General features: G+C 69.1%; 23 protein-coding genes. 6 read left to right on the forward strand and 17 right to left on the reverse strand.

Features of this window, described 5'->3' with window-relative positions:
• Positions 1 to 66: 66 nt before the first annotated feature.
• The 8 genes from ACWGSM_RS11505 to infC all read right to left on the reverse strand — a co-directional run bounded on the left by ACWGSM_RS11505 (position 67) and on the right by infC (position 5708).
• Positions 67 to 984 (reverse strand): amino acid ABC transporter permease, encoded by a 918-nt coding sequence (locus tag ACWGSM_RS11505; RefSeq protein WP_452323057.1) that lies wholly within the window; start codon positions 982 to 984, stop codon positions 67 to 69.
• Positions 981 to 1637: an amino acid ABC transporter permease gene (locus tag ACWGSM_RS11510; protein ID WP_452323058.1), complete on the reverse strand. Its 657-nt coding sequence runs from the start codon at positions 1635 to 1637 to the stop codon at positions 981 to 983. Before ACWGSM_RS11510 ends, ACWGSM_RS11505 begins: the two co-directional genes overlap by 4 nt.
• Positions 1638 to 1700: 63 nt before the next feature.
• Positions 1701 to 2606 carry a glutamate ABC transporter substrate-binding protein gene (locus ACWGSM_RS11515; protein ID WP_452323059.1) on the reverse strand — a complete coding sequence of 302 codons (906 nt, stop codon included), beginning with the start codon at positions 2604 to 2606 and terminating at the stop codon, positions 1701 to 1703.
• Positions 2607 to 2646: 40 nt separating this feature from the next.
• Complete coding sequence (locus ACWGSM_RS11520) at positions 2647 to 3396, reverse strand: amino acid ABC transporter ATP-binding protein (protein ID WP_452323060.1); 750 nt, start codon at positions 3394 to 3396, stop codon at positions 2647 to 2649.
• Positions 3397 to 3515: 119 nt separating this feature from the next.
• Positions 3516 to 4322, reverse strand: coding sequence for a TrmH family RNA methyltransferase (locus tag ACWGSM_RS11525; protein WP_452323061.1), 807 nt, complete (start codon positions 4320 to 4322; stop codon positions 3516 to 3518).
• A 74-nt stretch (positions 4323 to 4396) separates the two neighbouring features.
• A complete protein-coding gene (rplT, locus tag ACWGSM_RS11530; protein WP_313356549.1) occupies positions 4397 to 4783 on the reverse strand; it encodes a 50S ribosomal protein L20 in 387 nt (128 codons plus the stop codon).
• 36 nt (positions 4784 to 4819) lie between these two features.
• Complete coding sequence (gene rpmI / locus ACWGSM_RS11535) at positions 4820 to 5017, reverse strand: 50S ribosomal protein L35 (RefSeq protein WP_087133207.1); 198 nt, start codon at positions 5015 to 5017, stop codon at positions 4820 to 4822.
• Between the two features lie 73 nt (positions 5018 to 5090).
• Positions 5091 to 5708, reverse strand: coding sequence for a translation initiation factor IF-3 (infC, locus tag ACWGSM_RS11540; protein ID WP_452323117.1), 618 nt, complete (start codon positions 5706 to 5708; stop codon positions 5091 to 5093).
• Positions 5709 to 5958: 250 nt separating this feature from the next.
• Here infC and ACWGSM_RS11545 point away from each other — a divergent pair, with 250 nt between their 5' ends.
• Entirely contained in the window at positions 5959 to 6339 is a 381-nt protein-coding gene (locus tag ACWGSM_RS11545) for a DUF1844 domain-containing protein (RefSeq protein WP_452323118.1), read from the forward strand.
• Positions 6340 to 6385: 46 nt separating this feature from the next.
• On the opposite strand, the gene ACWGSM_RS11550 is transcribed toward ACWGSM_RS11545, so the two are convergent.
• Positions 6386 to 7168: a FadR/GntR family transcriptional regulator gene (locus tag ACWGSM_RS11550; protein ID WP_452323062.1), complete on the reverse strand. Its 783-nt coding sequence runs from the start codon at positions 7166 to 7168 to the stop codon at positions 6386 to 6388.
• A gap of 96 nt (positions 7169 to 7264) precedes the next feature.
• Here ACWGSM_RS11550 and ACWGSM_RS11555 point away from each other — a divergent pair, with 96 nt between their 5' ends.
• Together ACWGSM_RS11555 and ACWGSM_RS11560 are read left to right on the forward strand one after the other, a co-directional pair.
• Positions 7265 to 8158: a proline iminopeptidase-family hydrolase gene (locus ACWGSM_RS11555; protein WP_452323063.1), complete on the forward strand. Its 894-nt coding sequence runs from the start codon at positions 7265 to 7267 to the stop codon at positions 8156 to 8158.
• Between the two features lie 44 nt (positions 8159 to 8202).
• Positions 8203 to 9621, forward strand: coding sequence for an APC family permease (locus ACWGSM_RS11560; protein ID WP_452323064.1), 1419 nt, complete (start codon positions 8203 to 8205; stop codon positions 9619 to 9621).
• Positions 9622 to 9690: 69 nt separating this feature from the next.
• On the opposite strand, the gene ACWGSM_RS11565 is transcribed toward ACWGSM_RS11560, so the two are convergent.
• Together ACWGSM_RS11565 and priA are read right to left on the reverse strand one after the other, a co-directional pair.
• A complete protein-coding gene (locus ACWGSM_RS11565) occupies positions 9691 to 10488 on the reverse strand; it encodes an SseB family protein (RefSeq protein WP_452323065.1) in 798 nt (265 codons plus the stop codon).
• Complete coding sequence (gene priA / locus ACWGSM_RS11570; RefSeq protein ID WP_452323066.1) at positions 10472 to 11218, reverse strand: bifunctional 1-(5-phosphoribosyl)-5-((5-phosphoribosylamino)methylideneamino)imidazole-4-carboxamide isomerase/phosphoribosylanthranilate isomerase PriA; 747 nt, start codon at positions 11216 to 11218, stop codon at positions 10472 to 10474. Before priA ends, ACWGSM_RS11565 begins: the two co-directional genes overlap by 17 nt.
• Positions 11219 to 11413: 195 nt before the next feature.
• Between priA and ACWGSM_RS11575 the strand changes: the two genes are divergently transcribed.
• Entirely contained in the window at positions 11414 to 12664 is a 1251-nt protein-coding gene (locus tag ACWGSM_RS11575; protein ID WP_452323067.1) for a MinD/ParA family ATP-binding protein, read from the forward strand.
• A gap of 48 nt (positions 12665 to 12712) precedes the next feature.
• On the opposite strand, the gene hisH is transcribed toward ACWGSM_RS11575, so the two are convergent.
• The 4 genes from hisH to ACWGSM_RS11595 are packed head-to-tail and all read right to left on the reverse strand — an operon-like array spanning position 12713 to position 15453.
• Entirely contained in the window at positions 12713 to 13345 is a 633-nt protein-coding gene (gene hisH / locus ACWGSM_RS11580) for an imidazole glycerol phosphate synthase subunit HisH (RefSeq protein WP_452323068.1), read from the reverse strand.
• Positions 13342 to 13944: an imidazoleglycerol-phosphate dehydratase HisB gene (hisB, locus tag ACWGSM_RS11585; RefSeq protein ID WP_452323069.1), complete on the reverse strand. Its 603-nt coding sequence runs from the start codon at positions 13942 to 13944 to the stop codon at positions 13342 to 13344. Before hisB ends, hisH begins: the two co-directional genes overlap by 4 nt.
• On the reverse strand, positions 13941 to 15032 hold the full coding sequence (locus tag ACWGSM_RS11590) for a histidinol-phosphate transaminase (protein ID WP_452323070.1): 1092 nt from the start codon (positions 15030 to 15032) through the stop codon (positions 13941 to 13943). Before ACWGSM_RS11590 ends, hisB begins: the two co-directional genes overlap by 4 nt.
• Positions 15033 to 15075: 43 nt before the next feature.
• On the reverse strand, positions 15076 to 15453 hold the full coding sequence (locus tag ACWGSM_RS11595; protein WP_452323071.1) for a LysM peptidoglycan-binding domain-containing protein: 378 nt from the start codon (positions 15451 to 15453) through the stop codon (positions 15076 to 15078).
• Between the two features lie 304 nt (positions 15454 to 15757).
• Between ACWGSM_RS11595 and lexA the strand changes: the two genes are divergently transcribed.
• On the forward strand, positions 15758 to 16444 hold the full coding sequence (gene lexA, locus ACWGSM_RS11600) for a transcriptional repressor LexA (protein ID WP_452323072.1): 687 nt from the start codon (positions 15758 to 15760) through the stop codon (positions 16442 to 16444).
• Between the two features lie 70 nt (positions 16445 to 16514).
• On the opposite strand, the gene metE is transcribed toward lexA, so the two are convergent.
• Positions 16515 to 18827 carry a 5-methyltetrahydropteroyltriglutamate--homocysteine S-methyltransferase gene (gene metE / locus ACWGSM_RS11605; RefSeq protein WP_452323073.1) on the reverse strand — a complete coding sequence of 771 codons (2313 nt, stop codon included), beginning with the start codon at positions 18825 to 18827 and terminating at the stop codon, positions 16515 to 16517.
• Complete coding sequence (locus ACWGSM_RS11610; protein ID WP_452323074.1) at positions 18824 to 19774, reverse strand: methylenetetrahydrofolate reductase; 951 nt, start codon at positions 19772 to 19774, stop codon at positions 18824 to 18826. Before ACWGSM_RS11610 ends, metE begins: the two co-directional genes overlap by 4 nt.
• Before the next feature lie 117 nt (positions 19775 to 19891).
• Between ACWGSM_RS11610 and ACWGSM_RS11615 the strand changes: the two genes are divergently transcribed.
• A complete protein-coding gene (locus tag ACWGSM_RS11615; protein WP_452323075.1) occupies positions 19892 to 21745 on the forward strand; it encodes a prolyl oligopeptidase family serine peptidase in 1854 nt (617 codons plus the stop codon).
• Positions 21746 to 21748: the final 3 nt, after the last annotated feature.

The raw sequence follows: 21748 nt of genomic DNA on the forward strand, positions 1-21748 counted from the left end.
CGACCCGTCCGCGGGGAACGAGGAAGGCGCCCCCGATCGGGGACGCCTTCGTCGATGAGGCGGGTGTCAGATCTGCGTCGAATCGAAGCGCCCTGCGCCCTTCTGCATGGCGATGACCTCGGTCACCGTCGACTCGTCGCGCATGCGGGGGTCGTCACCGGCATCCGGGGTGTAGCCCTTCAGCTTCGGCGAGTGCCGGGTCTTGACCTCGACCCACTTCGCCACGCCGGCGAGGATGAGGCAGAGCAGGATGTAGATGCCGCCGATGACGAACGCGGACTGCAGGATGGGCCGGCCCTGCTGCGAGCTGAGCAGCTTCGCGTAGTACAGCAGCTCGGGGTAGGTGATGATGAAGCCGAGCGCGGTGTCCTTGAGGGTGACGACCAGCTGCGCGACGATCACCGGGAGCATGGCTCGCACCGCCTGCGGCAGCAGGATGAGGCGCATGACGCCGCTCTTGCGCAGGCCGATCGCGTAGCCGGCCTCCTTCTGCCCCTTGGGCAGCGACTCGATGCCGGCGCGCAGCGCCTCGGCCAGCACGGACCCGTTGTAGACCGTGAGGCCGATGACGACCGCCCAGTACGGGTCCATGTCGACGCCGATGACGGGCAGGCCGTAGTACAGCAGCATCATGAACACGAGCACCGGCACGGCGCGGAACAGCTCGATGATCACACCCACCGGGATGCGCACCCAGGCGTGGTCGGAGAGGCGGCCGATGGCGAGCACGAAGCCGAGGATGAGACTCAGCACGGCTGCGAGCGCGAAGGCGCCGAGTGTCTTGCCCAGGGCTCCGAAGATGCCGTTCCAGACGTTGGCGAAGGTGAAGACGTACCACTTCTGCGGCTCGAACTGGCCGGTCGTGTACATCCGGAAGACGACGAAGCCGATCGCGGCCAGCACGACGAGGATGGTGATGACGGCGAGGATGCGGTTGCGAACGATCGCCCGGGGGCCGGGGACGTCGTAGAGCACTGAGGTCATCGTGCGATCCTCCACTTGTTCTCGAGGTGGCGCTGCACCGCGCTCATCGCGAGCACGAGCGCCACGAACACGACGGCGACCCAGAGCAGGACCTCCATCGGGTTACCCGGACGCCCCGGCGCGTCGTTGATGGTGGCGCGCAGCGCCGCGAGCTCGGCGATCGAGAAGCCGGCGGCGACGGTGGTGTTCTTGAGCAGCGCGATGAAGACGCTCATCATGGGCGGGACCACCGAGCGGAACGCCTGCGGAAGCACGATCAGCGTCATGACCTGCCCGAACGGGAGCCCGATCGCGCGTGCGGCCTCGGCTTGGCCGACCGGCACGGTGTTGATACCGGCTCGAAGCACCTCGGCGACATAGGTGGCGGTGTAGATGCCGATGGCCAGGATGCCGAGCACGGTGTTCGACAGGTCGGGAAGCCCGAGCTGCGGGTAGCCGAACACGAAGAAGAAGAAGACCAGCGTGAGCGGGGTGTTGCGGACGATGTTCACGTACGCCGTGCCCACGCCGCGGGCGATCGGCACCGGTGAGACGCGCATCGCGCCGACGATGATGCCGAGCACGAGGGCGATCAGCCCGCCGACGAAGAACACCAGCAGCGTGTTCGCGATCGCCCCACCCCAGAGGTCGAGGTTTCCGAAGATGACGTCCACGCCGTCTTCCCTTCTCAGGATGTGTGCGGGGCGGCCCTGCATTCAGGGCCGCCCCGAAGGTGATCAGTACGCGTCGACCTCAGGCTGCTCGACCTTGATCCCCGAGTCGCCGAGGTTCTTGTCGAAGATGGCCTGCCAGATGTCGTTGTTGTCGGTGAACAGGTCGTTGATGTGCGTGCGCAGCACGTCATCGCCCTTGGCGAGACCGACGCCGTAGCGCTCCTCGGTGAACAGTCCGCCGGTGACCTTGACCTCGTCCGGGTACTGGGCTGCGTAGCCGATCAGGATCGCCTGGTCGGTGGTCACCGCGTCGACCTTGCCGTCGATCAGGTCCTGCACGCAGGCGGAGTACAGGTCGTACTCCTGCGTCTTGATCTCGGGGAAGTTCGCCTTGATGTTCTGGATCGGGGTGGAGCCGGTCGCCGAGCAGACGGTCTTGCCGTTGAAGTCCTCGAGCTTGTCGGCTTCCGGTGCGTCCTTCGCGACGAGCAGGCCCTGGCCGGTGATGAAGTAGGGACCGGCGAAGTCGATCTGCTCCTTGCGCTTGTCATTGATCGAATAGGTGCCGACGTAGTAGTCGATGTCGCCGTTCACGATCGCCTGCTCGCGGTTCGCGGACGCGATCGGCTTGAACTCGATCTTCTCCTCGCCGTAGCCGAGCGAGGCGGCGATCCAGCGCGCGATGTCGACGTCGAAGCCGGTGCGCTCACCGGTCGTCGCGTCGAGGTAGCCGAGACCGGGCTGGTCCTCCTTGACGCCGATGGTGACCTTGCCGGCCTTCTCGATCTTGTCGAACGTGGGGCTGCCGTCGAGCTTGACGTCCTTCGCGACCTCGAACAGCGGCTTGTCGCCGCCGTCACCGGCGTCGGTGCCGCCCGGGTTGCTGGGGCTGCCGCTGTTGCAGCCGGTGAGGGCCAGCAGCGCCGCCGTGGCGATTCCGATCCCTGCGAGAGCTCGTGTGCGTCGCATGTGCGTCTCCTTCTGTGCTGTGATTGCGTATCGATGCGGGTCAGTGGGTGAGGAGTTTGGAGAGGAAGTCCTTGGCGCGGTTGCTCTTCGGGTTCGTGAAGAACTCTTCGGGCGCCGCCTCTTCGACGATCTGCCCGTCGGCCATGAAGACGACGCGGTTGGCGGCCTTGCGGGCGAAGCCCATCTCGTGCGTGACCACGATCATGGTCATGCCGTCCTTGGCGAGGCCCACCATGACGTCGAGGACCTCGTTGATCATCTCGGGGTCGAGGGCGCTGGTCGGCTCGTCGAAGAGCATCACCTTCGGGTGCATGGCGAGGGCGCGCGCGATCGCGACGCGCTGCTGCTGGCCGCCGGACAGCTGAGCGGGAAGCTTGGATGCCTGCTGCGCGACGCCGACGCGTTCGAGCAGCGCCATGGCCTCCTTCTCGGCCTCGGCCTTGCTCTTGCCGAGCACCTTGATCGGGCCGAGGGTGACGTTCTCGAGGATGGTGAGGTGCGCGAAGAGGTTGAACGACTGGAATACCATGCCGACCTCGGCACGCAGCTTCGCGAGGCCCTTGCCCTCGGCGGGTAGCGTCTTGCCGTCGATCCGGATCTCGCCGCTCGTGATCGTCTCGAGACGGTTGATCGTGCGGCACAGAGTGGATTTGCCCGACCCGGAGGGACCGATGACCACGACCACCTCGCCACGGTCGACCGTCAGATCGATGTCCTTGAGGGCGTGGAAATCGCCGTAGTGCTTCTGGACGTTCTCGACAACCACGAGGGCGTCAGTGCGCTCTGCCATGAGCTACAGACTAGGCCAGAGCAGGGTCGCGCCGCCGCCGTCCCACGCGGGTTTACCGATTCGTGATCGGTGCCCGGTCCCGGTCGGATGCCCGGTCCCGGTCGGATGCCGGCGGCCGCTCAGTCGGTCGCGCGCTGCGCGAACGCCGACTCGTAGAGGCAGACGCTCGCAGCAGTGGCGAGGTTGAGGGATTCGGCGCGGCCGAAGATCGGCAGGCGCAGCGCTCGATCGGCCTGCGACAGCGCATCGTCCTCGAGTCCGCGCGCCTCGTTGCCGAACAGCCAGGCTGTGGGCTGCGCGAGCAGGCCGGCTGCGCGAGCGGCGAGCAGGTCGTCGCCCTTCACGTCTGCGGCCACGACGTTCATCCCGGCGGCTTGCGCCCGGCGGATCACATCGTCGAGGTCTCCCCCGACCGAGACCGGCAGATGGAACAGGGAGCCGGTTGTCGAGCGCACGACCTTCGGGTTGTACGGGTCGACGGTGCGGCCGGTGAGCACCACGGCATCCGCCCCGGCCGCATCCGCGGCGCGGATGATGGTGCCGAGGTTGCCCGGGTCGCGCACCTCCTCGCAGATCGCGATGAGCTTCGGCCCGGCGGCGAAGATGTCCTTGATCGAGGTCGGGGTCTGGCGCGTGACGGCGACGAGACCCTGCGGGGTCACGGTGTCGGCCATGGCGGCGAGCACCGCCTCGGTGACGTACTCGACCTCGACATCGTGCTCGTCGGCGAGAGCGCGCACGTCGGCGTGCTTCTCCCACGCGGTGGGGGTCGCGAACAGCTCCACGATCGCGTCGGGCAGATACTGCAGCGCTTCGCGCACGGACTGCGGACCCTCGAGCAGGAACATCCCCGTCTCGACCCTGGCGCTGCGCTTGGTCAGCTTGGCGACGGCACGGACGCGGGGAGAGCGGGGGTTCTCGAGCACGAGCCCAGTCTATCGGGGCCGGAAATGCCGAAACGGGCGCCTCCCAGGGGAGACGCCCGTTCACATCACTCGGATCAGGCAGCGGCCTTCGGCGCGTTGACGTCAGAGGGCAGAGCCTTCTTGGCGACCTCGACGAGGGCGGTGAACGCACCGGCGTCGGTCACGGCCAGGTCCGCCAGCATGCGGCGGTCGACCTGCACACCCGCGAGGCCGAGCCCCTGGATGAAACGGTTGTACGTGATGCCGTTCTGGCGGGCAGCGGCGTTGATGCGCTGGATCCACAGACGACGGAAGTCGCCCTTGCGCTTGCGACGGTCGCGGTACGCGTAGACGAGCGAGTGGGTGACCTGCTCCTTGGCCTTGCGGTACAGGCGCGAACGCTGGCCACGGTAACCGGACGCGCGCTCGAGGATGACGCGACGCTTCTTGTGCGCGTTGACTGCGCGCTTGACTCTTGCCATTTTCGTGTGTTCCTATTCCTACGTTCAGTCCGGCGATCAGCCGCGACCGAGAAGCTTGTTCGCGACCTTGGTGTCGGCCTTGGAGAGGACCTGGTCCTGGTTGAGGCGACGGGTGCGCCGGCTCGACTTGTGCTCGAGGTTGTGGCGCATGCCGGCCTGCTGCTTCTTCAGCTTTCCGCTGCCGGTGATCTTGAAGCGCTTCTTCGCACCCGAGTGGGTCTTCTGCTTCGGCATCTTCTCTTCCTTCGTGTGGCGCCCTGGCGGGCGACGGTGGGTACCCGCTCGGAAGCGGGAGCGTGGGGGCGGCTTACGCCGCGGGCTCGTCGGACGGGTCGGAGTCCGTGCCGCTCTTGGCCTCGCGCGCGGCCTGCTTGTTCGCGGTGCGGACCGCGTTCTGCTCTGCCTTCGCCTCGGACTTGTTCTTCAGCGGAGCCACGACCATGACCATGTTGCGGCCGTCGATCGTGGGGTTCGACTCGACGGTGCCGAACTCGGCGACGTCCTCGGCGAACTTGCGCAGCAGACGCACGCCCTGATCAGGACGCGACTGCTCGCGGCCGCGGAACAGGATCATCGCCTTGACCTTGTCACCGGCCTTGAGGAAGCCCTCGGCGCGCTTGAGCTTGGTCGTGTAGTCGTGAGCCTCGATCTTCAGGCGGAAGCGCACCTCTTTGAGGATGGTGTTCGCCTGGTTGCGGCGTGCTTCCTTGGCCTTCTGCGCGGCCTCGTACTTGAACTTGCCGTAGTCCATGATCTTGACCACGGGCGGCTTGGAGTTGGGGGCCACCTCGACGAGATCGAGGTCCGCCTCCTGGGCAAGACGCAGCGCTGCCTCGATGCGGACAACGCCGATCTGCTCACCCGCGGGACCGACGAGGCGGACCTCGGGGACGCGGATGCGCTCATTGGTACGGGGATCGCTGATGCGGAGCTCCTAAGACGTGGGTTCTCGGCCACCGGGACGCGGGTCGCATCTCGGGCGAAATCGGAGTTCTCCCCACCCGCCGGCGTGATCAGACACACCGGCTTGTGACACCCTTTCCACCGGAACCGGCGGGGTGCTGAACCCGGTAGCCTGGAACGGCAAGCGCGGGTGGGATGAGAATCCTCTTTCGTATCGGAGCATGACACTCCGAAGCCCGCAGAAGTCTACCAGAAAGCATCTCGAAGTGACGATTCCTGCTGAGCACCACGATGACCGCCACGAGCGCTGGGAGCAGCAGGAGCAGGCGGCGAGCTCCGCGACGCGCGACATCGCGGATGTTCCCGCCGTCGAGGTGATCACGACGACCGCCGTGCACCTGATGAGCGCCGCGGCCGTGAAGGTCGGCCTGGCCGACTCCCCCGAGGAGCAGACCGACCTCGACGAGGCGCGCAAGCTCATCAACGCCCTCGCCGGTCTCATCACCGCGGGAGCACCCGAGATCAGCGACATGCACGCCCGCTCGCTGCGCGACGGTCTGCGCTCGCTTCAGCTGGCCTTCCGCGAGGCGTCGGTGATCCCCGACCCGATCGGCAAGGGTCCCGGCGAGAAGTGGACCGGTCCGGTCAACTAGGGCTCGGTCCGCTCGTGCGGAGCCGCACGAGGCAGCAGGCGGTGGGTCAGTGCGGACGCTCACCCCGCGCTCTCCGCCGAGCGTTCTCCAGCAGCTCCATATTGATCCGGGCGTGTCGGCGACCGACCTCGTGCGCCTCGGCGACATCGCGGGCGAGGATCGCAGCGATGAGTCGTTCGTGGTCCTGCAGGGACCTCGCCTCGAGCTCCGGCCACCCGGACGACTGCCCCCAGGGGTGTGCTGGCGCCGTGATGTGCATCTTCCGTTCGAGCGACAGCAGCACGTCGGAGAGGGTGGATGTGTGCGCGGCGGCCGCGATGGCGAGATGCAGCAGTCCGTCGGCCTCCCGCGCCGGTGCGCCGGAAGCAGCGGTGCGATACGCTTCCAGACGCTCCGAGAGGGTTCGGGCGTCGGTCGCGGTATGACGTTCCGCTGCCGCGGCGGCGATGGCCCCGTGCAACCAGCACTCGGCTTCATGCTGATCCAGCAGCCGGTTCCACGCCTGCGTCAGTGCGTGGTCGACCACGCGCCGCGCGCTCGGCGACTCGGGTTCGACGACGAATGTGCCGCCGCCTCGTCCTCGCTGCGAACGCAGCAGGCCGAGCTCGACGAGATTCGCGATCGCGGCCCGTACGGTCACGCGACCGACCCCCAGCGTCGCGGCGAGCTCACGCTCTGAAGGGAATCGCTCGCCGGGCGCGTACTCGCCTATCGCCACGGCTGTGACCAGCCGATCGAGGACGTCGTCGCGCAGCGGCTGCGCGACTCTGCCGTCGCGACGAGCCGGCGGGGTCGGATCGTCGGGCGCAGGGGCGGGTTCGGCTGACATGGAACCATTTAGACACATTCTCAAAGGTCTATGATCGAACCTTATGTGGCATGCTGGCGTGATCGTGCCGAAGACGAGGAGAGGTGCAGTTCTCGGATGACTGCTAATGACGACGCTCACGCTGGCGACATCATCGAGTCGGAGTGCCTGATTCCGACATCACACGGGCGCGTGTGGGCGCACAGCCGCAGACCAGCAACGGCCGCAGGTGTGCCGCTGGTCATCGTGCACGGCGGACCCGGTTTTCCGAGCGACTACCTGCAACCCCTCGACGCGCTCGCAGACGAGCGCCCCGTGATCCGCTATGACCAGATCTCGGCCGGGCGATCTGATCCGGCGTCAGACCGGTCCGCGTGGACGGTGGAAGCCCATGTGGAGCATCTGGAGCAGGTGCGCGACCACTTCGGCTTCACCGGATTCCACCTTCTCGGTCACTCCTGGGGCGGCTTTCTCGCGCTGAGCTACATCGACGCTCACCCTGACCGCGTGGCGTCCGTCACCCTCTCGAGCCCGCTGGTCGATTCCGACCGATGGATGCGAGATGCGGCGGTCCTGATCGAGCGTCTGCCGGATGCCGACCGCAGAAGCCTCATCGCCGGGCCGACCGATCCTGGTTACGCGGCCGCGGAAGCGGAGTACTATCGCCGGCACTTCTGCAGCATCGAGCCGTGGCCGTCACCGTTGCAGCGTGCGGCGGACAGTCAGGACACCGCCTCCTACCACGCCATGTGGGGACCCAACGAGTTCACCAACACGGGCGTGCTGCGCGGACAGAGCCGCGTGGATGTCGTACGAGACCTGACAGTGCCCAGTCTGTGGATCACCGGCGCCGATGACGAAGCCCGCCCGGAGACGATCAGGGAGATGGCATCGCTGACCACGAGAAGTGAAGTGCGCGTTCTGCCAGGCACGCACTGCACCCATCTCGAGAACCCCTCGACCTATGAGTCCACTCTCCGGAGCTTCCTGCACGTCGCAGATCGCGACTGACCCGCATACGGATCTCCCATACCCGAAAGGAACGTGCTGCGAAGATGCATCACACTCAGCAGAACGACGCGGAAACGCAGAACAACGCGGAATCGGCCTCCGAGCAGCTCGAGGATCTCGGCTACGAGCAGCAGCTGCGCAGGTCGATGTCGTTGACCGATGTCGTCGTCTACGGCCTGATCTACATGGTTCCCATGGCACCGATGGCCGTGTTCGGCATCATCTTCAACTTCTCCGAGGGCATGCCCGCTCTTGTCTACCTGGTAGCCGCATTCGCAATGGTCTTCAGCGCACTGAGCTACAAGGAGATGGCCAAGCGGTTTCCGGTTGCAGGCTCGGTCTACTCGTACGTCCGGCTCGGCCTGAACCGTGCCGTCGGCTTCGTCGCCGGATGGGCCATCCTGCTGGACTACCTTCTGCTTCCCGCGCTGCTTTCGGTCTTCGCGGCGGCGGCGATGACGAGCATCGTTCCCGCAGTGCCTGAGTTCGTGTGGGTGATCCTGTTCGTCGTCCTCGCCGCGGCGATCAATCTGCGCGGCATCAGACTGACATCGGGAATGAACAAGATCTTCCTCGCGACCCAGCTGATCGTGCTGGCCGTCTTCGTGGCCGGTGCGATCATCGCGGTGTGTCAGGGACGAGCGGAGCTGTCTCTGGCACCGGTGTTCGATTCGAGCAACTTCTCCTGGGGCATCGTCTTCGGCGCGATACCGATCGCTGCTCTCAGCTTCATCGGCTTCGACGCGATCTCCACGCTGAACGAGGAGGCGAAAGGCGGAGGTGCGGCGGTTTCCCGCGCCACCATGATCGTTCTGTTCGTCGTCACCCTCCTGTTCGTGGCGCAGGTATACCTGGCCGCGGTCTTCGTTCCGACCGGGACTCGATTCGCCGAAGGCGACGCGACCAACAACGCGTTCTACTACATCGCGGGCGACATCGTCGGACCGTGGTTCCAGGTGGTCATCACGCTCACGTCCGCGCTCATCGCGATCTTCGCAAACTCCATCGCATCGCAGGCGACATCCAGCCGGCTGGTGTTCAGCATGGCGCGCGACCGGCAGCTGCCGCGCTTTCTCGCCTTCGTCGACGGGCGCCAGGTCCCTCGAAACGCGATGCTCCTGATCGCCGCTCTGTCCCTGGTCGTCGGCATCACCGGCACAGCACAGCAGGAGCTGTTGACGACGCTCGTCACATTCGGCGCGCTGACCGCATACATCCTGCTCAACGTCGCCGTCATCGTGCACTTCGGCGTTCGCGGTCGGAGCAGACGGTTCTTCCTGCACTGGATCTCACCCGTCGTCGGAACGGCTGTCCTCGCTTACGCGCTGGCGAACGCCAACCCGCATGCGCAGATCCTGGGCGCGGCGTGGCTGTTGATCGGCGCGGCGATCTCCGCGTACTGGTGGTGGCGACGACCGTCCCGGTCGGTTCCGGATCGTCGGGCCGCCACCACGACGAGGTGATCCTTCCCCCGCCCCTCCCTGAGCGGGGAGAGCATCGGGGAAGCGATCCGGCGCAGCCGGGCCGGATCGTCAGCCCTCCGAGCGTGTCAGCTTCACCGTCAGGGAGTCGACGAGCACGGCCATCCGGTCGTCGGCCGCCCAGCGCTGCGCGAGCCGTGCGAGCACAGCGTCCAGGGTCTCGCGTTCCAGGCCGTCGACCAGTTCGAGCGTGACGATGAGCTCGGGGCCGCGCATCCTGGCATCCGGATCCCCCGCGGCGACCGACACGTCGATCACCGCCAGCTCGTGCGCGATGCTCTCACGCAGGGCGGTGAAGACCTCGGGCGAAAGGTGGCTGGGCTCCCAGCGCTGCGCCTGAGCGATCGCCCAGACCGCGGGACGGCGGACGACGAACTCGGTGTCGGATGCCGGGTCGAGCACGATCAGGTCGGTCTGCTCGCTCGACGCCGACAGCGCCACGCGGATCGCCTCGACGGGGATCGGACGCGCGGCGGCATCCCAGCGGCGCATCGTGTCGACGGATGAGAACACCGGCTGCACCCGACGACCGTCGGGAGCGGCCACCGTGACGATCGAGAGCTCCTGCGTCTTGTCCACCGTCAGGCCGGTCGGCCCCACACCCTCATCGCCCCTCTCGGCGATGAGCGGCACGAGCACGCGCGCGTCGCGGAAGGCATCGACCACCTCGACCTGCGAGCCCTCACCACGGCGGAATCGCAGCAGTGCGGCCAGCAGTGCGGGATCGGCCGAGCCGTCGTCGGCGGCGTGCGGGTTCGCCTGGAAGCTGCGCCCCTCCCACGGCATGCCGGCCGAGTCGCCTGAGTTCTCGTGCCCGTGGTCGCAGGCGTCGTCAGTCGCCGGCGACATCCAGCGCCTCGGCGAGGGTGAACTGCCCGGCATACAGCGCCTTGCCCACGATGGCGCCCTCGACGCCCAGTGGCACGAGCTCGCGCAGCGCCGCGATGTCGTCCAGACTCGCGACACCACCGGAGGCGATCACCGGCTTCGGCGTGCGCGAGGTGATCTCGCGCAGCAGGTCGAGGTTCGGACCGCGCAGAGTGCCGTCCTTCGTGACGTCGGTGACGACGTAGCGGCTGCAGCCCGCCTCTTCGAGACGCTCGAGCACCTCCCAGATGTCGCCGCCCTCCTTCGTCCAGCCGCGGGCGGCGAGCGTCGTGCCGCGCACGTCGAGACCGACGGCGATCGCCTCGCCGTAGCGGCTGATGACGTCGGCCGACCACTCCGGGTTCTCAAGCGCTGCAGTGCCGAGGTTGATGCGCGTCGCGCCCGCCTCCAGAGCGGCGTCCAGGCTCGCGTCGTCGCGGATGCCGCCCGAGAGCTCGATGTTCACGCCACGGTACTGCTTGATGACCTTGCGCAGGATCGCGGTGTTGCTGCCACGCCCGAAGGCCGCGTCGAGGTCGACGAGGTGGATCCACTGGGCGCCGGCGTCGACGAACTCGCCTGCTGCGTCGACAGGGTCGCCGTAGTTCGTCTCGGTGCCCGCCTCGCCCTGCGTCAGGCGCACCGCCTTGCCGCCGGCCACATCGACCGCGGGCAGCAGGATCAGCGAGGGGGACTGTGCGAAGTCGTTCATGTCGTCCTTCGAAAGGGGTGGAGGCGGCCCGAGCGGGCACGAGAGATCAGCGTAGCCGGGGAGGGAGACCGTCTCAAACGACGTGACGCCGGGCCACGGGCCACCGGGTATCTCGCAGGCCCCCGACGGTACGATCGGATGCGCACGAGCGGGGCATCTTCGCCCGTGTGCCATCGACACGGAGGGACGTGAGGCATGACCGACGCGTACAACGGCAGCGGCGCAGGTCCGCTGCGCCGGCGGACGGGCGCGACGCGCCGGTCATCGGCCGAGTCGGAGCCGCTGGTCTCGGAAGTGCCACTGACGCCGCCCGACGGGCCCGCCGAGGCGCCCCGGTATCACCGCGCGTCCAGCGCTCCGGAGCCGGCATCCTCGGCGGCTCCTGCAGCTCCAACAGTCCCGGCACCGGCATCCGTCCCCGATGCCGCATCCGTGCCTGCAACCGCGACGCCCGCACCCGCTCCGGCGTCGGCCTCCCCGTCCGTCGCGACCCCGGCATCCCCGGCGTCCGCATCGCGACGTGAACAGCGCGAGCGGCCGTCCTTCCTGCAGCACGAGCCCCACGAGGAGCCGGCCAAGACGGGCGCCCGCGGCATGCTGAACCGGATCGGGTTCTCGCTCGCCCCCGGCGCAGCGGAGCGCGCAGTGCGCGACAACGAGCTGCTTGTCAGCCAGCACTGGCCTGGTCCGCGCACGATCGCCGTGGTGAACGGCAAGGGCGGCGCGGGCAAGACTCCCTCGACGGTTCTGCTCTCCGCCGTCTTCGCGCGGTTCGGCGGGGCAGGAGTGCTCGCCTGGGACAACAATCAGACCCGTGGCACCCTGGGCTGGCGCACCGACACCGGCCCGCACGATCACACGCTGTTCGAGCTGCTCCCCGAGACCGATCGCCTGCTGGGCGCGGGAGCCCAGTCGGCCGACCTCGCCCGCTACGTGCATCACCAGGCGCGTGAGAAGTACGACGTGCTGCGTTCGAAGCCCATGCGGCTCGCGCAGGAGAACCGTCTGCGCTCGGAGGACATCGATGCGATCCACGCCGTGGCGGCGAAGTACTACCGTCTGATCATCATCGACTCCGGCAACGACGAGTCCGACCCGATGTGGCTGCGCATGATCGACCACGCCGATCAGCTCGTCGTGGCGACCACGACTCGCGACGATCACGCCGAGGCCGGTGCTCTGCTGCTCGAGGCGCTCGAGGACCGTGACGAGCGGTCGGCGCGGCTCGCCCGCCGATCGGTGGTCGTCGTCACTCAGGCCGACCCCAAGGCCACGGCGGCCGATGTCGACCAGGTGGTGTCCGGCTACCGCGACCTGGCACGAGAGGTGGTCGCGATTCCGTTCGACCACGAGATGGTCGACGGCCATCTGAGGCTGGGCGCCCTCGCGCCGGCGACGCAGTCGGCCTGGCTGGCGGCGGGCGCCGCCGTCGCACGCGGGCTCTGATCACGGGGACGAGCGCCCTTCGGTGCGCTCGTCACACCCGCGGTCCGATCAGAGCGATCCGATCCAGTTGCGCAGCAGCCGGATGCCCGCTTCCCCCGACTTCTCGGGGTGGAACTGCGTCGCCGAGAGCGGACCGTTCTCGACGGCGGCGATGAAGCGCTCACCGTGAGTCGCCCACGTCACGGCCGGCTGCGGGAACGGCGCGATGACGTCGAGCTCCCACGCGGTGGCGGCGTACGAGTGCAGGAAGTAGAAGCGCTCGTCCTCGATACCGTCGAAGAGCACGCTGCCCTCCCCCGGCTCGACCGTGTTCCAGCCCATGTGCGGCAGCACGGGGGCGTCCAGCTCGGCCACCGTGCCCGGCCACTCACCCAGCCCCTCGGCGGGCTGGCCGCGCTCGACGCCGCGCTCGAACATCACCTGCATGCCGACGCAGATGCCGAGCACCGGGCGTCCGCCGGCCAGGCGCCGGTCGATGATCTCGTCACCGCCGTGTGCGACCAGCGCGTCGCGAACCGCGGCGAAGGCGCCCACGCCGGGCACGAGCAGTCCGTCCGCCTCGAGGGCCCGGCTGCGATCACGCGTGAGCTCGACCTCGGCCCCCGCTGCGGCCAGAGCCTTCACGGCGGAGTGCACGTTGCCGGAGTCGTAGTCGAAGACGACGACACGACGCTCGGTCACAGCGCGCCCTTGGTCGAGGGGATGCCGTCGACGAGCGGGTCGACGGCCTTTGCCTGACGGAACGCGCGGGCGAACGCCTTGAATTCGGCTTCGGCGATGTGGTGCGGGTCGCGGCCCCCGAGGAGGCGCACGTGCACGGTCAGGCCGGCGTTGAGGGTGATCGCCTCGAACACGTGGCGCACCAGCGATCCGGTGAAGTGACCGCCGATGAGGTGGAACTCGAAGCCCGCGGGCTCACCGTCGTGCACGAGGAACGGGCGGCCCGAGATGTCGACCACGGCCTGAGCGAGAGCCTCGTCGAGGGGCACCAGCGCATCGCCGTAGCGCGAGATGCCCGCCTTGTCGCCGAGCGCTTCGCGGATCGCCTGGCCGAGCACGATCGAGATGTCCTCGACCGTGTGGTGCGCGTCGATGTGCGTGTCGCCGGTGGCGCGCACCGTGAGGTCGGTGAGCGAGTGCTTCGCGAACGCCGTGAGCATGTGGTCGAAGAACGGAACGCTCGTGTCGATGTCGCTGCGTCCCGTGCCGTCGAGGTCGATGACGACCTCGACGGTCGACTCGGAGGTGCTGCGGGTTCGGCGGGCGGTGCGGGTGGTCATGCGGGCGATCCAATCGACGCGAGGGCTTCCAGGAATGCGGTGGTCTCGGCTTCGGTGCCGGCGGAGACACGCAGGTGATGCGGGATTCCGACGTCGCGGATGAGCACTCCGCGGTCGTACAGTGCACGCCAGAGGGCCTGCGGGTCGTCGACTCCGCCGAACAGCACGAAGTTCGACCACGAGGCGTGCGGCCGGTATCCGAGGGCCTCGAGCGTGGCCGAGATGCGCTCACGCTGCTCGACGATCTCGTCGACCATCTGCAGCATGGTCGACGAGTTGCGCAGCGCCGCAACGGCTGCGGCCTGCGTGAGAGCACTGAGGTGGTAGGGAAGGCGCACGAGCCGCAGCGCATCGATGAACGCCGGGTCGGCGGCCAGATAGCCCACCCGGGCGCCGGCGAAGGCGAAGGCCTTGCTCATCGTGCGCGAGACGGCGAGCCGCGGCCGGCCGGCCAGCAGGCTCAGCGCCGAGGGGGCGTCGTGCGGGGCGAACTCCTGGTAGGCCTCATCGACGATCACGACGCCGCGCGTCGCGTCGTAGACGGCCTCGATGACGTCGAGTCCCAGCGGGGTGCCGGTGGGGTTGTTCGGGGTGCACAGGATGACGACGTCGGGGTCTGCCTCGGCGACCTGCCGCGCGGCATCATCGGGGTCGAGCGTGAAGTCGTCGTGCCGGGCGCCCGCGAGCCACTGCGCGCCCGTGCCCTGCGTGATCAGCGGGTACATCGAGTAGGTGGGCGCGAACCCGAAGGCGGTGCGGCCCGGGCCGGCGAACGCCTGCATGATGTGCTGCAGCACCTCGTTCGAGCCGTTGCCCGCCCAGATCTGCTCGGCCGTCAGCCCGTGACCGAGGTACGCGGCGAACGCCTCTCGCAGCTGCGTGAACTCACGGTCGGGGTAGCGGTTGACGTCGCGCAGCGCGAGGGCGATGTCGTCGAGGATGTCGCTGGCGACCTCGTCGGGAACCCGATGCGTGTTCTCGTTGACGTTCAGAGCGACCGGGAGCGGCGCCTGCGGGGCACCGTACGGCGTGAGCCCGCGCAGGTCGGCGCGGAGGGGCAGCTCATCGAGGGATGTCACATGCTCCATCGTAGGCCGCGCATCGCGCGCGCCGCCGCGGATGACGGCGCGCTCACCCGGAGTAGGCCGTCGGGATCGCGATCGACGTGCCTACCTGGATCATGCCGGTGGTGAGGTCGTTGAGACGCTTGATGTCGTCGATGACGTCGCGCGGATCGGAGGCGGGTGCTGCCTCGGCTGCGATAGACCACAGCGTGTCACCGGGCAGAACCGTCACGGTCTCGAAGGCGACCGGCTCACTCTCACCGGACGCGACAGCCGAGCCGCCGGCCAGAAGGGAGACGGCGATGCCTGCGATGACCGGTGCGGCGGCGAGGGCGGCGAGCAGACGACGACCGCGCGCCGTGAGGCGCAGCCGGGTCGAGACAGAACGCCGTGCAGCGGCCGTGACCGTGAAGGTCTCGGGGGCCTGGATGCTGGTGGTGCTCATGTGATGCTCCTCTTCGCTCTCCTCCGCCCTTCGGGCGGAAGGGGTGCAGCTTTCGCATCCGGCATCCGGCCGGGGATGCCGGATGCGAAGCTACGTTCCGAATGTATCTTCGATATCGAACATCTGTCAAGAATTCTTCGAATACCGTGCCGTCACTTCTGCGACACGCTCGAACAGATCTTCCGTTATCCGGGCGAACTCGGATACGGTTTCGATGAAGTCAGCCCACCATGGGCCACCGACATTCGAACCGGATCCCCGCGACGACGCGGATCCGACCGTGTGAGGGTATGAAGGAGCATCCATGAGCGACACCCCCGAGACCGCAGCCGAGGCTCCCCGCACGCGACGCCGCAAGAGCCTGAGCCCCAAGCAGATGGCGATCCTCGAGGTGATCCAGACCTCGATCGCCCGCCACGGCTACCCGCCGAGCATGCGCGAGATCGGCGACGCGGTGGGGCTGAAGTCGCTCTCGAGCGTCACTCACCAGCTCGGGCAGCTCGAGCTGAGCGGCTACCTGCGCCGCGACCCGGGCAAGACCCGCGCGATGGAGGTGCTGATCGACCTTCCCGGCAGCGGTACCGAGAACCCCGCCGACACCGCCCCGTCCGTAGGGGACGCCGCGCTGGTGCCCCTCGTCGGCCAGATCGCCGCGGGAGTGCCGATCACGGCCGACCAGCAGGTGGAGGAGATCTTCCCGCTGCCGAGGCAGCTGGTGGGCAAGGGCGATCTGTTCATGCTGAAAGTCAACGGCGAGTCGATGATCGACGCGGCGATCTGCGACGGCGACTGGGTCGTCGTGCGCACGCAGAACAATGCCGAGAACGGCGAGATCGTCGCCGCCATGATCGATGGGGAGGCGACGGTGAAGACCTTCCGCCGGCGAGACGGGCACACCTGGCTGCTGCCCCGCAACTCGGCGTTCGAGCCCATCCTCGGCGACGAGGCGGTCGTGCTCGGCAAGGTCGTCGCGGTGCTCCGCTCGGTCTGATCGCGCGCCTGCGACGGAGAGAGGCGCCGCTTCCCGGTCGGGAAGGGGCGCCTCTCTTGCTGGACGGGCGTCAGACGGCGACCGCGACGTCCTCACGGACGCGCCGGGTGGCCTCGACGATGTTGCGCAGCGACTCGACGGTCTCCTCGTAGGCGCGGGTCTTCAGACCGCAGTCGGGGTTCACCCACAGCTGCCGCAGCGGCAGCTCGTCGACGGCGCGGCGCAGCAGAGCCTCGATCTCGTCGACGCTGGGCACCCGCGGCGAGTGGATGTCGTACACGCCGGGGCCGACCCCGTGATCGAAGCCGAAGCGCGCGATGTCGGCGACGACCTCCATGCGGCTGCGCGCGGCCTCGATCGAGGTCACATCGGCGTCGAGGGCGCGGATCGCATCGATCACCACGCCGAACTCCGAGTAGCAGAGGTGCGTGTGGATCTGCGTCGCCGCAGCGGCACCGGCGGTCGCGAGGCGGAACGAGCGCACCGACCAGTCGAGGTAGTCGGCCTGATCCGCCGCCTTCAGCGGCAGCAGCTCGCGCAGCGCCGGCTCGTCGACCTGGATGATCGCGATACCGGCGGCCTCGAGGTCGGTGATCTCGTCTCGCAGGGCGAGGGCGACCTGATCGGCGGTCTCGCCGAGCGGCTGGTCGTCGCGTACGAACGACCACGCGAGAATCGTCACGGGACCGGTGAGCATGCCCTTGACCGGCTTCGCGCTGAGCGACTGGGCGTACGCGGCCCACGAGACGGTGATCGGCGCCGGGCGCGACACGTCTCCCCAGAGGATCGAGGGCCGGGTGGCGCGCGAGCCGTAGGACTGCACCCAGCCGTGCTGGGTGACGGCGAACCCGTCGAGGTGCTCGGCGAAGTACTGCACCATGTCGTTGCGCTCGGGCTCGCCGTGCACGAGCACGTCGAGGCCGAGCTCCTCCTGCAGGGCGACGACCTGGTCGATCTCGCGGCGCAGGAAGTCGTCGTAGTCGTCGGCGGGCAGCTCGCCGCGCAGGAACTGGGCGCGGGCCCTGCGGATGTCGCCGGTCTGCGGGAACGAGCCGATCGTCGTCAGGGGCAGTGCGGGCAGGTTCAGCGCCCGCTGCGCGCTCTCGCGCTCGGCATACGAGACGCGCGAGAACTCCGCCTCGGCGACCTCGTGCCCGCGCACCGCCCCGTCGCGCACGCCGGGGGCGGCATGCCGGTCGGCGAGGGCTGCGGATGCCGCATCCAGCGCGTCGGCGATGGCCTCCCGGCCCCGGCCCAGCCCCCGCGCGAGGGTGACGACCTGGCCGACCTTCTGGTCGGCGAAGGCGAGCCACGAGACCAGACGCGGATCGAGTGCCGTCTCGTCGTCGACGTCGTGCGGCACGTGCAGCAGCGAGGTCGAGGTGGATGCCGACACCGCGGCCGCGCCGAGCGCGCGCAGCGACTCGAGCTTCGCGAACGCCGCGTCGAGGTCGCCGCGCCAGATGTTGTGTCCGTCGACCACGCCGCCGACGAGGGTCTTCCCTTCGAGCGTGGGCAGTGCGGCGGGCACCTCGCCGCGGACGAGGTCGACGCCGATCGCCTCGACGGGCGCGGCGGCCAGCACGTCGAGCGTCGCGCCGAGCGCGGCGTACGGGGCTGCCACGAAGATCTGCGGGCGCGCGCTCGCGCCGCCGAGCACCGCGAGGGCGCGGGCTGCGGCATCCGCCAGGGTCGCGGTGTCGACCGGCAGCGACTCGCTGACCAGCGCCGGCTCGTCGAGCTGCACCCACTGGGCGCCGCCTGCCTTCAGCTTGGCCAGCAGCTCGGCGTAGACCGGCAGCAGGTCATCGAGTCGGCTGAGCGGCTCGAAGCCCTCCGGTGCGTCATCCGACGCCTTCGCCAGGGCGAGCAGGGTGACCGGTCCGACGATCACCGGGCGGGTGACGTACCCGGCGGCCGCAGCCTCGGCGACCTGCTGCACGAGATGCTCGCTGGCGAGGGAGAAGGCCGTCTCGGGGCCGATCTCCGGCACGAGGTAGTGGTAGTTCGAGTTGAACCACTTGGTCATCTCGAGCGGTGCGCGCTCGCCCTCGCCGCGGGCGACCGTGAAGTACGCATCCAGTCCGATGGTGCCGTCGGCATCGCGAAGATCGTCGAAGCGGGTCGGGATGGCGCCGACGGTGACCGCGGCGTCGAGCACCTGGTCGTAGAACGAGAACGACTCGGGGATCGACGAGTCATCGCGGCCGAGGCCGAGCTCGGCGAGACGGGCGCGCGTCGTCGCACGCAGCTCGGCGGCGGTGCGCTCGAGCTCGGCCTGGTCGGCGCGGCCGGCCCAGAATGCCTCGACGGCCTTCTTCAGCTCGCGACGGCGGCCGATGCGCGGGTAGCCGAGGATCGTCCCTGCGGGGAAAGCGGTCATGGTGTTCCTTTCGATGCTGCGGAGAGCTGGCGCGCGGGGATGACCCCGGCGGACTGGAGGACGTCGAGCACGGTCTCGTGCTGGTTGAACGCGTACAGGTGCACACCGGGCGCCCCGCCGTCGACGACGGCACGGATGAGGTCGGCGGCCCAGCGGATGCCGATCTGCCGGCGCCCCTCGGTGGTCGGCTCGACCTCGAGCTCGATCGCGAGCTCGCTCGGCAGCTCTTCGCCGGTCAGCTCGAGCACGCGCGCCAGGCGCGCGGGCGAGGTGATCGGCATGATGCCGGGAAGGATCGGGATCGTGACACCGGCGCGGCGCGCACGTTCGACGAACGCGAGGTAGTGGTCGGAGTGGAAGAAGAGCTGCGTGATCGCGACGGTCGCCCCAGCGGCCTGCTTCGCGAGCAGCGCGTCGACGTGCTGGCTGCTGTACGCCGAGCGGGGGTGGCCGTTGGGAAAGGCTGCGACGGCGATGTTCACCTTGCGGCGCGGCGCGACCCGCACGGCACCCGGGTTGCCGCGCACCGGCGACTCCTCGTACGGCGCCCGCTCGGCCTGCACGCGGTCGATCAGCTGCACGAGCTGCGCCGAGCTCTCGAGGTCGCCGAGGAACACGTCGTCCTCGCTCCGGCCCGCCGGCGGGTCGCCGCGCAGCGCGAGGAAGCTCAGGACCCCGGCATCCAGGAACTCGCGGATCAGACGGGCGGCGCCCGCATAGGTGTTGCCCACACACGTGAGATGCGCGAGCGGCTCGGTGTCGGTGTGCGTGCGGATGTATCGCAGCACGTCGAGCGAGCGGCCGCCGGTCGAGCCTCCCGCGCCGTAGGTGACCGAGATGAACTCCGGCCCTGCGTCGGCGAGGCGGTCGATCGTGTCGCGCAGGGCGCGCGTGCTCTCAGCCGTGCGCGGCGGATACAGCTCGAAGGAGAACGGGATGCTGCTCATGGCGATTCTCCTTCGGGACCGGTGCGGCGGGGTGTCCTCAGACGGTAGGACAGCCGATCGGCACGGCGCACATGTGTGACGCCGTGTGTCACCTGCGGGTCTGGCTAGGCTCGGATCATGACCGCACCGTTCGGCTCGTGGCCCTCACCGTTCACCGCGCAGATGATCGCGCAGGCATCCCCCCGCATCGACGGAGCCCGCTTCGTCGGCGACGAGGTGTGGTGGGGCGAATCCGTTCCCGCCGAGGGCGGCCGGGTGACGGTGCGCGGTTCGGGCGGCGACGAGATCCTGCCGGCGCCGTGGAGCGCGCGTTCGCGCGTGCACGAGTACGGCGGCGGAGCGTGGACAGCCGATGCCGAGGGCACGCTGTACTTCGTGCACGGCGGCGACCAGCGCATCCGCCGGATGCCACGCGGCGGGGCCCCCGAGCCGCTGACCGCTGCCGGCCCCTCGTACGGCGGCCTGCGGCTGCAGCACGGCCGGCTGCTCGCGGTGCGCGAGGATCTCCGGCCCGAGCAGCATCTGCGCGCCATCGTCGAGATCCCGCTGGACGGCACGGCGGCCGACGACGAGTCCGCCGTGCGGACGCTCGTCTCGGCGAGCGGCTTCGTCGCACATCCTGCGCTCTCTCCCGACGGGAAGCGGCTGGCGTGGGTGCAGTGGAGCACCGTCCGGATGCCCTGGGAGCAGGCGCTGCTGCACGTCGCGCCGGTTCACGGCGACGAGATCGAGTCGACACCCACGCGTGCGGCCCTGCAGCCCGAATGGATGAACGACGACGAGCTGCTGTACCTGGATGACCCGTCTGGGCGCTGGAATCTGCAGCGGCTGCGGTCGGGGGGCGCCACGACCGCGTTCGCCGCCGCCGACGCCGACACCGGCGGCGGGCTCTGGGTGCTCGGCAACCGCTGGTACCAGCCTCTCGACGACGGCCGCATCGTCGCCGTGCGCACGAACGGATCCGACGAGATCGTGCTCATCTCGCCCGACGGCGAGGTCGTCGAGCTGCTCACCCTGCCGATCACGGCCGGCGCGAGCATCGACGACGCGCAGGGATCGCGGGTGCTCATCTCGGGCGCGGGCCGGACGGTCGGGGCGGGGCTGTGGTGCGTCGACCTCGACGACGGCACGATCACGACGGTGACCGGCGGTGCCGAGGCCGATGCCCGCTGGGTTCCCCGTGCCCGCCCGGTGACCTTCGACGGCCCGCACGGACCGGTGCACGCATTCGACTACCCGCCCACCAGCCCCGACGTCTCAGCGCCCGAAGGCGAGCTGCCGCCGTACCTCGTCATGGTGCACGGCGGCCCCACCGCGCACGTCTCGGGGGCGGCATCCACCGCGTACGCGTACTGGACCAGCCGCGGCATCGGCGTGCTCGACGTGAACTACGGCGGATCGACCGGCTACGGCCGCGCCTACCGCGAGCGTCTGGACGGGCAGTGGGGCGTGGTCGACGTCGACGACGTGATCGCCGCCGCGCGCGGCATGGCCGACGCCGGACTCGCAGACCCCTCCCGCCTCGCGATCCGCGGCGGATCGGCCGGCGGCTGGACGGTGCTGTGCGCGCTGGTGCGCGGCGGGACGTTCACCGCCGGCATCTCGCGATACGGCGTGGCGGATCTGCGGATGCTGGCCGCCGAGACCCACGACTTCGAGGCGCACTACATCGACGGCCTGGTCGGACCGCTGCCCGAGGCGGAGAGCGTGTACATCGAGCGGTCGCCGCTCTCGCACGCCGACCGGATCGACGTGCCGGTGCTGCTGCAGCAGGGGTCGGATGACCGGGTCGTGCCGCCGTCGCAGTCAGAGGCGATCCGCGACGCGCTGGCTGCCCGCGGCGTGCCGCACGAGTACCTGCTGTTCGAGGGCGAGGGGCACGGCTTCCGCTCGGCGGAGACGATCATCGCATCACTGGAAGCCGAACTGCGCTTCCTGGGTCGCACGTTCGGCTTCGACGCCGCGCTGTAGCCG

It is taken from the genome of Microbacterium sp. NPDC055521 (assembly GCF_053619695.1).

Bases quoted from the DNA above. Each gene is read 5' to 3' on its own strand.
- ACWGSM_RS11505 (WP_452323057.1), bottom strand. From the start codon at position 984: ATGACCTCAGTGCTCTACGACGTCCCCGGCCCCCGGGCGATCGTTCGC.
- ACWGSM_RS11515 (WP_452323059.1), bottom strand. From the start codon at position 2,606: ATGCGACGCACACGAGCTCTCGCAGGGATCGGAATCGCCACGGCGGCG.
- ACWGSM_RS11520 (WP_452323060.1), bottom strand. From the start codon at position 3,396: ATGGCAGAGCGCACTGACGCCCTCGTGGTTGTCGAGAACGTCCAGAAG.
- rplT (WP_313356549.1), bottom strand. From the start codon at position 4,783: ATGGCAAGAGTCAAGCGCGCAGTCAACGCGCACAAGAAGCGTCGCGTC.
- rpmI (WP_087133207.1), bottom strand. From the start codon at position 5,017: ATGCCGAAGCAGAAGACCCACTCGGGTGCGAAGAAGCGCTTCAAGATC.
- ACWGSM_RS11550 (WP_452323062.1), bottom strand. From the start codon at position 7,168: ATGTCAGCCGAACCCGCCCCTGCGCCCGACGATCCGACCCCGCCGGCT.
- ACWGSM_RS11555 (WP_452323063.1), top strand. From the start codon at position 7,265: ATGACTGCTAATGACGACGCTCACGCTGGCGACATCATCGAGTCGGAG.
- ACWGSM_RS11560 (WP_452323064.1), top strand. From the start codon at position 8,203: ATGCATCACACTCAGCAGAACGACGCGGAAACGCAGAACAACGCGGAA.
- ACWGSM_RS11565 (WP_452323065.1), bottom strand. From the start codon at position 10,488: ATGTCGCCGGCGACTGACGACGCCTGCGACCACGGGCACGAGAACTCA.
- priA (WP_452323066.1), bottom strand. From the start codon at position 11,218: ATGAACGACTTCGCACAGTCCCCCTCGCTGATCCTGCTGCCCGCGGTC.
- ACWGSM_RS11575 (WP_452323067.1), top strand. From the start codon at position 11,414: ATGACCGACGCGTACAACGGCAGCGGCGCAGGTCCGCTGCGCCGGCGG.
- hisB (WP_452323069.1), bottom strand. From the start codon at position 13,944: ATGACCACCCGCACCGCCCGCCGAACCCGCAGCACCTCCGAGTCGACC.
- ACWGSM_RS11590 (WP_452323070.1), bottom strand. From the start codon at position 15,032: ATGGAGCATGTGACATCCCTCGATGAGCTGCCCCTCCGCGCCGACCTG.
- ACWGSM_RS11595 (WP_452323071.1), bottom strand. From the start codon at position 15,453: ATGAGCACCACCAGCATCCAGGCCCCCGAGACCTTCACGGTCACGGCC.
- lexA (WP_452323072.1), top strand. From the start codon at position 15,758: ATGAGCGACACCCCCGAGACCGCAGCCGAGGCTCCCCGCACGCGACGC.
- metE (WP_452323073.1), bottom strand. From the start codon at position 18,827: ATGACCGCTTTCCCCGCAGGGACGATCCTCGGCTACCCGCGCATCGGC.
- ACWGSM_RS11610 (WP_452323074.1), bottom strand. From the start codon at position 19,774: ATGAGCAGCATCCCGTTCTCCTTCGAGCTGTATCCGCCGCGCACGGCT.
- ACWGSM_RS11615 (WP_452323075.1), top strand. From the start codon at position 19,892: ATGACCGCACCGTTCGGCTCGTGGCCCTCACCGTTCACCGCGCAGATG.